This window comes from Brucella sp. HL-2 (assembly GCF_025846885.2).
GTDB lineage: Bacteria > Pseudomonadota > Alphaproteobacteria > Rhizobiales > Rhizobiaceae > Brucella > Brucella quorumnocens.
In genome coordinates this window covers 1-13,877 of sequence record NZ_JAOYTK010000032.1, presented here as the reverse complement: position 1 = coordinate 13,877, position 13,877 = coordinate 1, and the positions used below count along the sequence as shown (strand labels likewise).

Here is a 13,877-nt window from a genome sequence, read left to right as displayed (position 1 = left end):
TTTCTTTTTGTCGCAGTTTAATAACATTGAAACGCTAAGAGCTGCCGCATATCAATGGGTGCGCATACCTGCGAATACACGGAGATTACGATGTCGAAGCATAAAGGTCCTGTCGATCCCGAAAGCCTGCCTTATCGCCCCTGTGTGGGGTTGATGGTGCTCAACAAGGAAGGTCTCGTCTGGGCCGGGCGGCGCATCGTTATTCCAGGTGATGAGATGGATGGGGCAACACAGCTTTGGCAGATGCCGCAAGGCGGTATCGATAAAGGCGAAGATCCAGCAGTTGCATCGCTGCGTGAGCTTTATGAGGAAACCGGCATGAAGTCGGTATCCCTCCTTGCTGAAGCCCCAAACTGGATCAATTACGATCTGCCGCCGCGTCTGGTCGGGCAGGCGCTTAAAGGAAAATATCGCGGACAGACCCAGAAGTGGTTTGCTTATCGCTTTGAAGGCGACGAGAGCGAGATCGCGATCAATCCTCCTCCCGGTGGTCATACGGCTGAATTCGAGGAATGGGCGTGGAAACCGATGCAGGAACTGCCGGATTTGATCGTGCCCTTCAAGCGTAAGGTCTATGAAGATGTGGTTGCCGCTTTCCGGCATCTGGCGCCTTAATTCTCATAGCCTCTTGTCTGACAGGCCAACATATTGTCAACTCATTGCAGATGCGTCGCGGGATGCATGATGAGAGGGAGAATTGCTTATGGACGGTGGAAGTCTTCTCGTATTTCTGTTGGTCGGCCTGATCGCCGGCTGGCTTGCTGGCAAAGTGGTTCAGGGTGGTGGTTTCGGCCTCATCGGTAACATCATTGTGGGTGTGATCGGCGCTTTCTTCGCAGGCTGGCTTTTGCCGCGACTGGGTTTTTCGGTCGGCGGCGGTATTATCGCGGCTATCGTCAACGCCTTTATCGGTGCTGCGATCCTTCTTGTTATTCTGCGTATCGTTAAACGCGTCTGAGGGCGCGTTCCAATCTTGAATTAAGGCCCGGTTTTTTCAAAAGCCGGGCCACTCTTTTTCAAAGTTCAATCCCATGACACCGAATTCGCGACTGTCTCTCGGTCTGGCTCTGACCGCATCGGCGGGCTTCATTGATGGAATTGCTTTTCTCGAACTGGGCGGCTTTTTTGCCTCTTTCATGAGTGGCAACACCACACAGCTCGGTCTCGCTATTGCCGGGCAGTCGGATGCGATGGGACGGGCAATTATCTGGCTTCCGGCGGCTCTTATCGCCTTGTTTTTCACCGGAGCTTTTTTAGGTACGTTGACCGTTCGCGCTCATGGCAAGAACGGTAGTCTTGCAGTTATGGCTAGCGTGGCGGCGATACTTCTTCTGGTCAGTGTCTTGCGCCAAGAGGGGCTCAATCTTATCCATCCGGTGCTGCTTCTGGCAGCCGCCATGGGTGCGCAGAATGCCGCCGTACAACCGATCGGCTCAGCGCGCCTCGGTGTGACTTATGTGACAGGAACTTTGTTTAATTCTGCTGCCGATCTTGCCGGATCATTGCGGGGCGAAGCACCACGGTGGCGCTGGTTGCAACATTTCGCCGTTTGGCTGTCACTGATGATTGGTGCCGTTCTGGGCGGCTTTGCGCATTATTTCATTGGCCTTGATGCGCTGTTTATCCCAGCAGCTATGATCCTCAGTGTGATGGCAATTTACTGGCGAGCGAATTAGAGCGCGTTTCTACGTGCATCCCGAAACCGTTTCACACTTTTCGGGATGCACTCTAGCTAAACAGCGACTTCTCGCTCTCTACCAGCTCGGAAATCAAAGCTGAAACGGCAGTAACGCGCCGCAGGGTGCGCGCGGATTCGTGATAGGTCAGCCAATAGGATCGACGGATGATGCGATCGGGCAGAACAGGCACCAGATTGGGATCAGCGCGTGCGATGAACGCGTGAAGAATGCCAATGCCAGCACCCGCACGAACTGCCTCTACCTGTCCCAGCGCACTTGAAACTTCAAAAGCAGGCTTCCAGTCGCGGCTGATTTCCGGCGCATATGCCAGAGAAGGATTGATCACCAGATCTTCCACATAGCCAATGGTCCGATGCTTGTTCAGATCTTCGACGCTTTCCGGCATGCCATTCGCTTCAATGTAGGAGCGATGTGCAAAAAGACCGAGCGTATAATCGACCAGCCTGCGGGCGATCAGCCGCCCCTGTTCCGGGCGTTCGACCGTGATAGCTATATCTGCTTCACGCCGCGACAATGAGAAGGAGCGCGGCACCGGCACAAGCTGGATCGTGAGGTCGGGATATTGCTGTGTCAGCCTCGCCAGCCTTGGAGCCAGAAACGTAACGCCAAAACCATCGGGCGCACCGATCCGCACTGTACCTGAAACAGCGATATCCGCATTGCCGACCTGCGAACGCGCGGAAAGCATTTCTGCTTCCATGCGTTCGGCTGCAAGCAGAAATTCCTCGCCCGCCTGCGTGAGCGTCGAGCCGTTGGTTCGGCGCGTCAGCAGAGTCGTGGAAAGTGCAGCCTCAAGTGCAGTCAGTCTGCGGGCAACTGTTGTATGATTGAGGCCAAGCCTTTTGGCCGCGCCCAGAATCTGCCCAGAGCGCGCAACGGCAAGGAATATGCGGATATCGTCCCAGTTCATGGCGTTCTTTGTTTGAGCGTGATCTTACAGCGGTTCCAGTTAATATTGAATCGTTGGAGCCGCTGTAACTATTTGTTTTTACGCATTTCCGAACGCAAAAGCGGTTCCCACTTTTGCTGGAAATGCTTTAATTTGAGCATGACCTTGTCCGAAAACCGCTACGCACTTTTCGGAATATTGCTCCATCGTACTATAGAAAATGCACAACGGATACGCTTTTCAGCGCCTTGCAATTGTGAATTTGCAGAGCCAGGATGGATATCAAGATGGCAGTTTTGAATCTGCCAGATGGAACCGGAATTCAGGGAGGTCTTTTCAATGCGCACTGTAGGACATTTCATCGGCGGCAAGCATGTCGCTGGCAAAAGCGGACGTGCATCGGATATTTTCCAGCCGCTTGATGGCACGGTGCAGGGTACTGTCGCTCTCGCCACAAAAGACGAAGTCCGCGAAGCGGTGGAAAATGCCAAGGCCGCACAGCCTGCATGGGGTGCAACCAACCCGCAGCGCCGCGTTCGTATTTTGCGCAAGTTCCTTGAACTGGTTGAAGCCGAATATGACAGCCTTGCCGAACTGCTTGCACGTGAACACGGCAAAACCATTGCTGACGCCAAGGGCGATATTCAGCGCGGTCTTGAAGTGGTCGAGGTTTGTCTTGGCTCTGCGCATATGCTGAAGGGCGAATTCACCGACAATGCAGGAACCGGCATCGACACCTATTCCATGCGCCAGCCGCTGGGTGTGGTTGCTGGTATTACTCCGTTCAACTTCCCGGCAATGATTCCCCTTTGGAAGGCCGGACCTGCGATTGCTTGCGGCAATGCTTTTGTGTTGAAGCCATCCGAGCGCGATCCAGGTGTGCCGATGCGCTTGGCCGAACTGTTCATGGAAGCCGGTCTTCCAGCCGGCATTTTCAACGTCGTCAATGGCGACAAGGATGCCGTTGATGCGCTGCTTGATGATCCTGATGTTCAGGCTATTGGCTTTGTCGGCTCAACACCGATTGCGCAGTATATCTATGGTCGCGGCTGCTCGAACGGCAAGCGCGTCCAGTGTTTCGGTGGTGCCAAGAACCACATGCTGATCATGCCGGATGCGGACATGGATCAGACCGTGGATGCACTGATCGGCGCGGGTTACGGTTCGGCAGGCGAACGCTGCATGGCGATCTCGGTAGCTGTTCCGGTTGGTGAAGACACTGCAAACCGCCTGATGGAAAAGTTGATCCCACGCGTTGAATCGCTGAAGATTGGTCCTTCGACTGATAATTCAGCTGATTACGGTCCGGTTGTTACCAAGGCTGCACTAGATCGCATTCGTGGTTATGTCGATCTCGGTGTCGAAGAAGGTGCAAAGCTCGTCGTCGATGGCCGCAACTTCAAGATGCAGGGTTATGAAAACGGCTTCTACATGGGTGGTTGCCTGTTCGATAATGTCACGTCGGATATGCGCATCTATAAGGAAGAAATCTTCGGTCCGGTTCTCTCGGTTGTGCGCGCTAAGACCTACGAGGAAGCGCTGGCCCTTCCGAATGAACATGAATACGGCAACGGCGTTGCCATTTTCACCCGCGACGGTGATGCAGCCCGGGATTTCGCAAGCCGTGTTCAGGTCGGCATGGTTGGTATCAATGTGCCGATCCCTGTTCCGATTGCTTATTACACCTTTGGTGGCTGGAAAGCTTCTGGCTTCGGTGATCTCAACCAGCATGGCCCGGATGCATTCCGCTTCTATACCAAGACCAAGACAGTCACCTCGCGCTGGCCGTCTGGTGTCAAGGACGGAGCTGAATTTGTTATTCCAACGATGAAGTAACGCCAGACGATTTTTACATTGCGCGTCCTCACTTCGCTGCGGACGTGCGGTGACGTCAAGGACGGAGCCGATTCGTTATTCCAACGATGAAGTAACGACCGCATTTTATGGAATATCGACCCCGCCCATCGTGGCGGGGTTTTCTTTTCTAATGGCGTGCCGGAAAGGGAACAGAGTTTCTTTCCATTCGTTTAAAACAAGCACGAAGATTTCCGTGCGGTCGTTTCTCAGTCGAAGCGATTAACTTACGTTCGGATCAAGAGTAAGGGGCATAATGCCTTTTGATCAGCCAGAATGTGCAGGGAGTTTTCCATGGCCACGAAAGTCAATCAACGTATCGTCCTCGCATCGCGTCCCGATGGGCAGCCGGTAGCTGAGAATTTTAGACTTGAGGAAGTGGCAATCCCAAGCCCGGGCGAAGGTGAGCTGCTTCTCAAACTGCGTTACCTTTCGCTTGATCCCTATATGCGTGGGCGCATGAGTGCCGCCAAATCCTATGCTGCGCCTGTCGAGATCGGTGCCGTCATGGATGGTGGAACCGTGGGCGAAGTGGTTGAAAGTCGAAGCGCTGGTTTTGCGCCGGGCGACCTCGTGCTTTCCCATTCGGGCTGGCAAAGTTATGCGCTGGCAAAAGCCACCGATGTTCGCAAGCTTGATCAGAAAGCAGCGCCCGTAACCACGGCACTTGGCATTCTTGGAATGCCGGGCTTTACCGCTTATTCGGGCCTTCTCACAATTGGTCAACCGAAAGAAGGTGAGACCGTTGTGGTCGCCGCAGCAACAGGACCTGTGGGTTCAGCTGTTGGCCAGATTGCGAAGCTGAAAGGCGCGCGCGCTGTCGGCATCGCGGGTGGTGCAGATAAATGTCGTGCGCTGATTGAAGAGTTTGGCTTTGATGCAGCAATTGATCATCGTAGCGATAACTTTGCAGAAGAGCTGGCCGCAGCCTGCCCCAAAGGCATTGACGTCTATTTTGAGAATGTGGGCGGCAAAGTCTTTGCGGGAGTTTTCCCGCTGCTCAATCAGTTTGCGCGTGTGCCGGTCTGTGGTCTGATTGCCCAATATAACCAAAGCGGAGCGTTCGATGGACCGGATCGACTGCCGGTTTTCATGCGGGACGTTTTGTCAAAGAGCCTTACCATTCGCGGTTTTATCCAGCGTGATTTCGTGGAGCAGCGCCCGGCCTTCTATCATGATATGGCGAAGTGGATTGCCGATGGTCATGTGCGCTATCGCGAGGACATTGTTGACGGGCTTGAAAATGCACCAAAAGCCTTCTTCTCGCTGCTTGAGGGCGGTAATTTTGGCAAGCTGATCGTGAAAATCGCATGAGTGCATTTCGAAAAATGCCAATCTGTTTGCAGACGAGTTACGTTTGATCAAACATTCTGCTTGCAGAACGGCGCTTCGGGCGTGATGCTGTGGTTCTTCTCTGAGACGCGAGTCTTTTCTTGAGGGCAGGCAGGTCATGGGTGAACGCCAGCAGGCGGGTATAGGCGAGGGCAGCGGTCCGGGACGCGAGCGTCAGGACGAGGCGCAGCGTATTCTTGATCGGCTGCAGCGTGAACAGATTGGTGCCGAGGGCATTGTGCGGCGTGGGCTTTCTCGCACCGCCGATCATCTCTCCGCCAGCGACGCACCAGAGAATGATCCAATCGAACTCTGGGCTACGCGCGTTGGGCGCGGACTCGGCCTCATCATCACGCTGGCGATTATCGGCTGGCTCCTTTTCTATCTCATGCAAAGCTAGGTTCAACATGACGCTCTCAGCGCCGTCGGATGCGACAACCGTTATTGTCATTTCAAGTCATGTCGTTCGCGGTTCGGTGGGCAATCGCGCCGCGGTTTTTGCATTGGAAACGCTGGGTTTTCCTGTTTGGGCCGTACCAACTGTGGTGTTGCCATGGCATCCTGGTCATGGGCCTGCTGGGCGCATTGTGCCGCCGCCGCAGGAATTTGCGACATTGATGCAGGATCTGGAACGCGCGCCGTGGCTGGGTGAAGTGGGTGCGATCCTGACCGGATACCTCGGGCATCCCGAACAAACAGAAGCTGTAGCCGGACTGATCAAGGCGGTGAAAGCGCGCAATCCAAATGCGCTCTATCTGTGTGATCCGGTTATCGGCGATCAAAAGGGGCTGTATGTTCCTGAAGCGACGGCCGTCGGCATCCGCGACAAGTTGTTGCCGCTTGCCGATATTGCCACGCCCAATCGATTTGAGTTGTCCTGGCTGACCGGCGTGCCGCTTGAAGATAACAAGGCACTGATGGAAGCAGCACTTGATGCGGGGCCTGCGACGATGCTGGTGACATCTGCTTTCCCGCTTATGACGGGCAGTATCGGTAATATTTTGCTGACGCCTACGGCCGCATTGATGGCGGAGCATCGTTGTGTCGAAGGCCCCACCAATGGTCTTGGAGATCTAACTTCGGCGGTGTTTCTGGCGCGCAAGCTTTCCGGTCTTTCCGACGAGAAGATGTTGCAAAGTACGACAGCTGCAGTGTTTGAGATCATGGCTCGTTCTGCGAAGCGCGGGGCTGATGAACTGATGCTGGAAGCAGATGCGTCCAGTCTCGCAACGCCGATGGCAATGGTACAAACCCGACGGTTGGTACATCCAACCAAGGGATTGCGCGCATAATACCAAAATCCCATGAGAATCACTCATGGGATTTTGGTTAAAGCATTTCCAGCAAAAGTGGGAACCGATTTTGCGTTCGGAAATGCCTAAAAACAAATAGCTACAGCAGTTCCAACGATTCACTATTAACTGGAACTGCTGTAAGCGCCAGTGATTGAACTTTTCAAGGCGTGATGCGTCTGCAGCATCTTGAGCCGCCTTGGTATAAGAGTTGGGTTAAGTGGCAACGGGTCGCAAGTTGTCGCCTCACGTTTTTAATTGCTCTGCGTTTTCGATAGGGATAATGGAAAGCCATGGCTGATATTCCAGATACACTCCTCGCCGGTTACCAAACCTTCATGAGCGAGCATTTCGCGTCTGAAACGGCACGTTATAAGGAACTCGCTGAAAAAGGTCAGGCACCAGAAACGCTGGTCATTGCCTGCTGCGATTCCCGCGCCGCTCCGGAAACAATCTTCAACACGGCACCGGGCGAAATATTCGTTTTGCGCAATGTTGCCAATCTTATTCCGCCTTATGAGCCGGATGGTGAATTCCATGCGGCTTCTGCTGCGCTCGAATTTGCAGTGCAGAGCCTCAAGGTGAAGAATATCGTCGTCATGGGCCATGGTCGATGCGGCGGCATTAAAGCAGCGCTTGATACGCAAAGCGCGCCGCTTTCACCAAGCGACTTTATCGGCAAGTGGATGAGCCTGATTGCGCCAGCGGCGGAGACCATCAGTGGCAACCAGCTGATGACACCGACCGAGCGTCAGACTGCGCTGGAGCGTATTTCGATCCGCTACTCGCTCAACAATCTGCGCACATTCCCATGTGTCGACATTCTTGAGAAGAAGGGCAAGCTTACCCTTTATGGCGCGTGGTTTGATATTTCGACCGGCGAGCTTTGGGTGATGGATCAGCAGACCGGTGACTTCAAGAGACCTGAAGGTTCGGTCATAGACGCACCGGAAACAGCAGCATAAGACGAAAAAAGCCCCGAAATTCGGGGCTTTTCTCTGTTCGTTTTATGGCGAAACAATGTTCTCACTTCGCCATAAGTTTGATTATTCGTCGATTGCCTTGCCCATTTCTGCAATGGCGCGCTGGTAAACGCTTGCAGCATTCCAGCCCTGGATCGCGCCGTAGTTGGCTTCACCTGGCTGGTAGCCAGCGCCGCGTCTCCAGCCGTGACCGACGAGGAAGTTAGCAGTCGAATAGAGTGCATCCGCCTTAGAGCGAGCCATGTCAATATGACCGCTGCCATCGCCGTCCACGCCGTATTTCAGAACGTTAACAGGCAGGAACTGTGTCTGGCCGATTTCGCCATGCATGGCGCCGACAGCATTTGGATCGAGATCCTGATTGTCGATCAGCTTGAGCGCTGCATAAAGCTGCTGGGTGAAATAGTCGCTGCGGCGGCAATCATAGGCGAGCGTTGCAACAGCCGAAAGCGTGTGCTGCTTGCCGAGATAGGCACCGAAGCCAGTTTCCATACCCCAGATTGCAAGCAACGGGCCGGCAGGAACGCCATAGCGCTTTTCGATTGCAGCAAAGAGCGCTGCATTCTGCTTCTTCATCGAACGTCCGCGCTGGATGATCGTGTTTGCGCCACGCTTCTGCATGAACTGCTCGAAGGAAAGCTTGAAGCTCTTCTGATTGCGATCAGCATTGATCGTGGCCTGCGCATATTTTGTATTGGTCAGTGCGCTGATTGCACGCTTGCCAATACCACGTCCCTGCGCTTCCTTGATCGTCTGCTGGAGCCAGGCATTATAGCCAGCGCCGTTGTTTCCGCACTGGGCTGCCTCGGCTAGGCCAGTTCCGGCCATCATGCCCACTGCAAGAACTGCTGCTGCCGTCCAAGACCGGCCCTTGGCAAACAATGCCATTCGTTTCTCCTTCGGAGTTGATTCTACCTCGGCGCGAATTTGCCATTCTTTACGTCAAATGTCATGCCGGAACCGGGCATCAAGTCCCACCATTTCAAGTATTTTATCGCTAAAATAGGGGAGTTTGACAAGTTTAGGGCTTGAGAACGAGCATTTTCGCCCCTGTTGACAAAGTGCTTCATACCTATGAACTATAGCCGAGGTGGTAAAAACTATTTACCACTATGATTACAATTTGATCTTTTAGGCCACGACATTGACGAGGGAGGACGCCACGTGTCGAATGGATTTCTTGCGTTATTTGCATTTTTGCCGATTTTCGTAGCCGGTGTAATGCTGGTTGGATTTCGTATTCAAGCCCGGACCGCCATGCCGGTCACTTACATTGTCACAGTCATTATTGCCATGGCCCTATGGGGTATGAGCGGCAATCGCATCATCGCTTCTACCATTCAGGGCTTGATCCAGACTGCCGGATTGCTCTGGATCATCTTCGGAGCGATCCTGCTGCTTAACACACTGAAGCATTCGGGCGGCATTTCTGCGATCCGGTCTGGTTTCGCACAGATTAGTCCCGATCGACGCATTCAGGTGTTTTTGATTGCGTGGCTTTTCGGTTCTTTCATTGAAGGGGCGTCTGGCTTTGGAACGCCTGCGGCTGTTGTCGCTCCATTGATGGTTGCCGTTGGCTTCCCAGCGCTTGCCGCCGTCACATTCGGTCTCATTATTCAATCTACGCCCGTTTCCTTTGGAGCGGTTGGAACTCCTCTCATTGTGGGCGTTCAGTCGGGCCTCAATCGCGAGGCATTGACGGAGCAACTTCAGGGCGCTGGTTCAAGCTGGGAATACTTCTTTCACGTCATCACGTCGGAAGTAGCCATTCTGCATGCAATGTGCGGCACTTTCATTCCGCTCTTTCTTGTTCTTATCATGACGCGTTTCTTCGGGCGCAACCGGTCGTGGACAGAGGGGCTGGCCATTCTGCCTTTCGCGCTCTTCGCAGCCATTTCATTCACAATACCTTACGCTCTAAGCGCGGTGTTTCTGGGTGCGGAATTTCCGTCAATGATCGGCGGTCTGGTCGGTCTGGCTTTCGCCACGCTTGCAGCACGTGCCGGATTTCTGATGCCAAAAGACACGTGGGATTTTGCGCCAGCGTCTGAATGGCCGGAAGGCTGGATGGGCAGCGTCGAGATGAAACTCGATGAGCTGACATCACGGAAAATATCGTTGGGACTTGCCTGGACGCCCTACATACTTCTGGCGCTGTTCCTTGTGATAAGCCGTACATTCCCTGCTGTTGGCAGTGCATTGAAGTCGGTGACTTTCGCTGCAACCAATATCATGGGGGAAACCGGAATAAGCGGTGACTTTGCGCCCTTGTTCCTACCTGGAGGGCTGCTCGTCATTGTCTGCCTGATCACGTTCTTCATTCACCGCATGTCTGTAACACAACTATCCAAGGCGTTTGGGGAGAGTACAAAGACGTTGCTCGGCGCTGGCTTTGTGCTGCTCTTCACCGTCCCAATGGTTCGAGTGATGATCAATTCAGGCGTCAATTCAAAGGAGTTGGTAAGTATGCCGCTGATGGTTGCGGATTGGGTGGCTGTCGAGGTCGGCAATATCTATCCATTCTTCGCTCCATCCGTCGGTGCTCTCGGCGCGTTTCTTGCGGGTTCCAATACTGTTTCCAATCTCATGCTGAGTCAGTTCCAGTACGGTGTTGCGGAAGGGCTGGGAATATCCGGGGCTTTGATGGTTGCAGGACAGTCGGTTGGTGCTGCGGCGGGCAATATGATCGCTATTCATAATGTCGTTGCTGCTTCTGCAACGGTCGGATTGTTGGGCCGCGAAGGCTTGACGATGCGCATGACCATCATTCCGACGATCTATTATGTGACGCTGGCAGGCACGTTGTTGTTAATCGGCTTCTATGTGCTGGGCATCGGCGATCCACTTGTCGGAGCAGTTGCACAATAACGCTCGAGCAAGCGGCTCTGTGCTACATTGTACAGGGCTGCTTCCCGTCTTTTGCTTGACATTGCAGGTTTATCGCCTTAGAGCCTACCCCAATCTATCCGCGATCTTCAGAACGCGAGCCGCCGACCGGGACCCATTGTGGTATAAAACGATCCCGGAGGTCCACATCCGACAGCGCGATGCGCCCTCGGGTGCTGTACCTCTTTGATTGGTTTTATAACTGGGCTGCTTCTTGAACTGGCAGATATGTGGGACGATCTATCCCTGATGAAGCATTAAGCCTCCTCTCGGATTAAAAGGAAATTCGATGTTTGAATCACTTCAGGAGCGTCTTGGCTCCATTCTGAACGGCTTGACCGGACGCGGCGCTCTCTCTGAAAGCGACGTGACGGCTGCGCTGCGCGAAGTGCGTCGTGCGCTGATTGAAGCCGACGTCTCGCTGGAAGTGGTTCGTTCGTTCACTGACAAGGTCCGCGAAAAGGCTGTCGGTGCGGAAATCCTCAAGAGCATCAAGCCCGGTCAGATGGTCGTCAAGATCGTCCACGACGAGCTTATCGAAATGCTGGGCACTGAAGGTGTCACGGTTGATCTGAATGCGCCTGCACCTGTCGTCATTATGATGGTTGGTTTGCAGGGTTCGGGTAAGACGACCACCACCGGTAAGCTTTCCAAGCGCCTCACGGAGCGTCAGCGCAAGAAGGTGCTGATGGCGTCGCTTGATACGCGTCGTCCGGCAGCGCAGGAACAGCTCCGTCAGCTCGGCATTCAGACGTCTGTTGATACACTGCCGATCATTGCTGGTCAGTCGCCCGTCGAGATTGCCAAGCGCGCCGTTCAGGCTGCGAAACTTGGCGGTCATGATGTGGTCATCCTAGATACCGCAGGCCGTACGCATATCGACGAGCCGCTGATGGTGGAAATGGCGGATATCCGCAAAGCCGCCAATCCGCATGAAATTCTGCTCGTAGCCGATAGCCTCACTGGTCAGGACGCCGTCAATCTGGCACGCAACTTTGATGAGCGCGTTGGCATTACCGGTATCGTTCTGACCCGTATGGATGGTGATGGCCGTGGCGGCGCAGCACTTTCGATGCGTGCCATTACTGGCAAGCCGATCAAGCTGATCGCCACCGGCGAAAAGATGGATGCGCTTGAGGAGTTCTATCCCAAGCGTATTGCCGACCGTATTCTCGGCATGGGCGACATTGTTTCGCTCGTCGAAAAAGCTGCCGAAAACATCGATGCGGAAAAAGCTGCAGCGATGGCCAAGAAGATGCAGTCGGGCAAGTTCGATCTCAATGATCTTGCCGACCAGCTGGGCCAGATGAAGAAACTCGGCGGTATGGGCGGCATCATGGGCATGATGCCCGGCATGGGCAAGATGAAGGATCAGGTTGCTGCAGCTGGTCTTGACGACAAGGTATTTGATCGTCAGATCGCAATCATCGGTTCGATGACCAAAGCCGAACGCGCCAATCCAGACCTTCTCAAGCATAGCCGCAAGCAGCGCATCGCCAAAGGTTCAGGCACGAATGCTGCCGACATCAACAAGCTTCTCAAGATGCACCGCCAGATGGCCGACATGATGAAAGTCATGGGCAAGGGCAAGGGCGGAATGATGAAGCAGATGATGGGCGGTCTGGCTGGCAAGATGGGGCTTGGTGGTCTTGGTGGTGGTATGGGTGGCATGCCTGATCTTTCCAAGATGGATCCCAAGCAGCTCGAAGCGCTGGCCAAGCAGGCAGAAGCAGCTGGTCTAACCAAAGGCGGCGGTCTTCCAGGATTGCCGGGTTTGGGTGGACCTAAGCTTCCTGGTCTTGGTGGTGGTCTCCCCGGGCTACCTAAGAAGAAGTGAGTATCATGGCCGACGAACAGAACACCGTACCCGCTGAACTTCTGTCCTTGCGCGCTTCCATCGATAATATCGATGCAGCACTCATCCACATGCTTGCGGAGCGGTTTCGCTGCACCAAGGCTGTAGGTGTCTTGAAAGCCGAGCGCGGCCTTGCTGCTGCTGACCCGGCTCGTGAGAAGCGTCAGGTCGAGCGCCTTCGTGGCCTCGCTGTTGATGCCCATCTCGATCCAGATTTTGCCGAAAAATTCCTGAACTTTATCGTGAAGGAAGTCATACGGCACCATGAGCATGCCGCTGCCAACCACAGCGGAAACTGAATAACCGAACAGAGCGGTTTCAGTGAAAATGAAACCACTCTGTTTGTTTAATTTACGCATTATCCGACGCAAAACCGCTTCGCACTTTTGCTGGAAATGCTCTACCGGCTTAACCAATTGCCCGTCAGGGTAGAACTTTTGTCTAAAGGAAAGAAAAAATGGCTCTTAAGATCCGTCTCGCCCGCGCTGGCTCCAAGAAGCGTCCTTACTACCACATCGTTGTTGCTGATGCTCGCGCTCCACGCGACGGACGTTTCATCGAAACCGTTGGTGCATGGAACCCAATGCTTGCCAAGGACGCTGAACGCGTAAAGCTCGATGGCGACCGCATCCAGCATTGGATTTCGCAGGGCGCACAGCCAACCGACCGCGTTCTTCGCTTCCTCGACCAGGCCGGTCTTGCAAAGCGCCCAGAACGCAGCAACCTGACCAAGGGTGAGCCAGGCAAGAAGGCTCAGGAGCGTCTCGCTCTCGCCAAGCAGGCTGAAGAAGATGCAGCAGCCAAGGCTGCCGCTGCTGCTGAAGCTGCGGCCGCAGCAGCTGCCGCTCCTGCTGAAGAAGCTGCAAGCGAATAATTTTTCGCAATTCGCGATTGGAAAAAAGCGGCGGAGCAATCTGCCGCTTTTTTTATGTGCTGCCACAGGCTTGCCCAAAGAGGCCGGATGCGTTCTAGGGTCCAGACTCAATTGAGCCACCATGTGACGATGGCAGCGATATAGCATGTGGCTGTAAAGTTCAGCATGAGCTTGTCATATCGTGTCGCGACCCTCCTCCAGTCCTTGAGGCG

14 protein-coding genes and 1 pseudogene are annotated in these 13,877 nt (G+C 54.1%); 12 read left to right on the top strand and 3 right to left on the bottom strand.

The features are described from left to right. Positions 1-90 precede the first annotated feature (90 nt). The 3 genes from OIV19_RS21060 to OIV19_RS21050 all read left to right on the top strand — a co-directional run bounded on the left by OIV19_RS21060 (position 91) and on the right by OIV19_RS21050 (position 1,676). Positions 91-615 (top strand): RNA pyrophosphohydrolase, encoded by a 525-nt coding sequence (locus OIV19_RS21060; protein ID WP_095447428.1) that lies wholly within the window; start codon positions 91-93, stop codon positions 613-615. Positions 616-703: 88 nt separating this feature from the next. Next, positions 704-958: a GlsB/YeaQ/YmgE family stress response membrane protein gene (locus OIV19_RS21055; RefSeq protein WP_094578288.1), complete on the top strand. Its 255-nt coding sequence runs from the start codon at positions 704-706 to the stop codon at positions 956-958. A 73-nt stretch (positions 959-1,031) separates the two neighbouring features. Continuing rightward, positions 1,032-1,676 carry a YoaK family protein gene (locus tag OIV19_RS21050; protein ID WP_264233637.1) on the top strand — a complete coding sequence of 215 codons (645 nt, stop codon included), beginning with the start codon at positions 1,032-1,034 and terminating at the stop codon, positions 1,674-1,676. Between the two features lie 52 nt (positions 1,677-1,728). Here OIV19_RS21050 and OIV19_RS21045 read toward each other — a convergent pair whose 3' ends face one another. Further along, positions 1,729-2,610 (bottom strand): LysR family transcriptional regulator, encoded by an 882-nt coding sequence (locus OIV19_RS21045; RefSeq protein ID WP_095447426.1) that lies wholly within the window; start codon positions 2,608-2,610, stop codon positions 1,729-1,731. Between the two features lie 318 nt (positions 2,611-2,928). On the opposite strand from OIV19_RS21045, the gene OIV19_RS21040 reads away from it, so the two are divergent. The 5 genes from OIV19_RS21040 to OIV19_RS21020 all read left to right on the top strand — a co-directional run bounded on the left by OIV19_RS21040 (position 2,929) and on the right by OIV19_RS21020 (position 8,032). After that, on the top strand, positions 2,929-4,425 hold the full coding sequence (locus OIV19_RS21040) for a CoA-acylating methylmalonate-semialdehyde dehydrogenase (RefSeq protein WP_264233635.1): 1,497 nt from the start codon (positions 2,929-2,931) through the stop codon (positions 4,423-4,425). Positions 4,426-4,737: 312 nt separating this feature from the next. Then, a complete protein-coding gene (curA, locus tag OIV19_RS21035) occupies positions 4,738-5,757 on the top strand; it encodes an NADPH-dependent curcumin/dihydrocurcumin reductase (protein ID WP_264233633.1) in 1,020 nt (339 codons plus the stop codon). A gap of 136 nt (positions 5,758-5,893) precedes the next feature. Further along, a complete protein-coding gene (locus OIV19_RS21030; protein ID WP_095447423.1) occupies positions 5,894-6,175 on the top strand; it encodes a hypothetical protein in 282 nt (93 codons plus the stop codon). 7 nt (positions 6,176-6,182) lie between these two features. Continuing rightward, on the top strand, positions 6,183-7,067 hold the full coding sequence (pdxY, locus tag OIV19_RS21025; RefSeq protein ID WP_095447422.1) for a pyridoxal kinase PdxY: 885 nt from the start codon (positions 6,183-6,185) through the stop codon (positions 7,065-7,067). A 293-nt stretch (positions 7,068-7,360) separates the two neighbouring features. Continuing rightward, positions 7,361-8,032 (top strand): carbonic anhydrase, encoded by a 672-nt coding sequence (locus tag OIV19_RS21020; protein WP_095447421.1) that lies wholly within the window; start codon positions 7,361-7,363, stop codon positions 8,030-8,032. An 81-nt stretch (positions 8,033-8,113) separates the two neighbouring features. Here the strand turns inward: OIV19_RS21020 and OIV19_RS21015 are convergent, their stop codons facing one another. Then, entirely contained in the window at positions 8,114-8,938 is an 825-nt protein-coding gene (locus OIV19_RS21015; protein WP_095447420.1) for a lytic murein transglycosylase, read from the bottom strand. 276 nt (positions 8,939-9,214) lie between these two features. On the opposite strand from OIV19_RS21015, the gene OIV19_RS21010 reads away from it, so the two are divergent. The 4 genes from OIV19_RS21010 to rpsP all read left to right on the top strand — a co-directional run bounded on the left by OIV19_RS21010 (position 9,215) and on the right by rpsP (position 13,665). Further along, positions 9,215-10,918, top strand: a complete 1,704-nt coding sequence (locus tag OIV19_RS21010; protein WP_264233630.1) for an L-lactate permease — start codon at positions 9,215-9,217, stop codon at positions 10,916-10,918. A 307-nt stretch (positions 10,919-11,225) separates the two neighbouring features. Beyond that, entirely contained in the window at positions 11,226-12,773 is a 1,548-nt protein-coding gene (ffh, locus tag OIV19_RS21005; protein ID WP_264233628.1) for a signal recognition particle protein, read from the top strand. 5 nt (positions 12,774-12,778) lie between these two features. Next, entirely contained in the window at positions 12,779-13,090 is a 312-nt protein-coding gene (locus OIV19_RS21000; RefSeq protein ID WP_095447417.1) for a chorismate mutase, read from the top strand. Positions 13,091-13,248: 158 nt separating this feature from the next. Beyond that, on the top strand, positions 13,249-13,665 hold the full coding sequence (gene rpsP, locus OIV19_RS20995) for a 30S ribosomal protein S16 (RefSeq protein ID WP_095447416.1): 417 nt from the start codon (positions 13,249-13,251) through the stop codon (positions 13,663-13,665). Between the two features lie 107 nt (positions 13,666-13,772). On the opposite strand, the pseudogene OIV19_RS20990 reads toward rpsP, so the two are convergent. Next, a pseudogene (locus OIV19_RS20990) lies at positions 13,773-13,877 on the bottom strand (IS5/IS1182 family transposase); the annotation flags it as partial.

Bases quoted from the DNA above. Each gene is read 5' to 3' on its own strand.
- OIV19_RS21040 (WP_264233635.1), top strand. From the start codon at position 2,929: ATGCGCACTGTAGGACATTTCATCGGCGGCAAGCATGTCGCTGGCAAA.
- OIV19_RS21030 (WP_095447423.1), top strand. From the start codon at position 5,894: ATGGGTGAACGCCAGCAGGCGGGTATAGGCGAGGGCAGCGGTCCGGGA.
- OIV19_RS21015 (WP_095447420.1), bottom strand. From the start codon at position 8,938: ATGGCATTGTTTGCCAAGGGCCGGTCTTGGACGGCAGCAGCAGTTCTT.
- pdxY (WP_095447422.1), top strand. From the start codon at position 6,183: ATGACGCTCTCAGCGCCGTCGGATGCGACAACCGTTATTGTCATTTCA.
- OIV19_RS21050 (WP_264233637.1), top strand. From the start codon at position 1,032: ATGACACCGAATTCGCGACTGTCTCTCGGTCTGGCTCTGACCGCATCG.
- OIV19_RS21060 (WP_095447428.1), top strand. From the start codon at position 91: ATGTCGAAGCATAAAGGTCCTGTCGATCCCGAAAGCCTGCCTTATCGC.
- OIV19_RS21000 (WP_095447417.1), top strand. From the start codon at position 12,779: ATGGCCGACGAACAGAACACCGTACCCGCTGAACTTCTGTCCTTGCGC.
- OIV19_RS21020 (WP_095447421.1), top strand. From the start codon at position 7,361: ATGGCTGATATTCCAGATACACTCCTCGCCGGTTACCAAACCTTCATG.
- rpsP (WP_095447416.1), top strand. From the start codon at position 13,249: ATGGCTCTTAAGATCCGTCTCGCCCGCGCTGGCTCCAAGAAGCGTCCT.
- OIV19_RS21045 (WP_095447426.1), bottom strand. From the start codon at position 2,610: ATGAACTGGGACGATATCCGCATATTCCTTGCCGTTGCGCGCTCTGGG.
- curA (WP_264233633.1), top strand. From the start codon at position 4,738: ATGGCCACGAAAGTCAATCAACGTATCGTCCTCGCATCGCGTCCCGAT.
- OIV19_RS21055 (WP_094578288.1), top strand. From the start codon at position 704: ATGGACGGTGGAAGTCTTCTCGTATTTCTGTTGGTCGGCCTGATCGCC.
- ffh (WP_264233628.1), top strand. From the start codon at position 11,226: ATGTTTGAATCACTTCAGGAGCGTCTTGGCTCCATTCTGAACGGCTTG.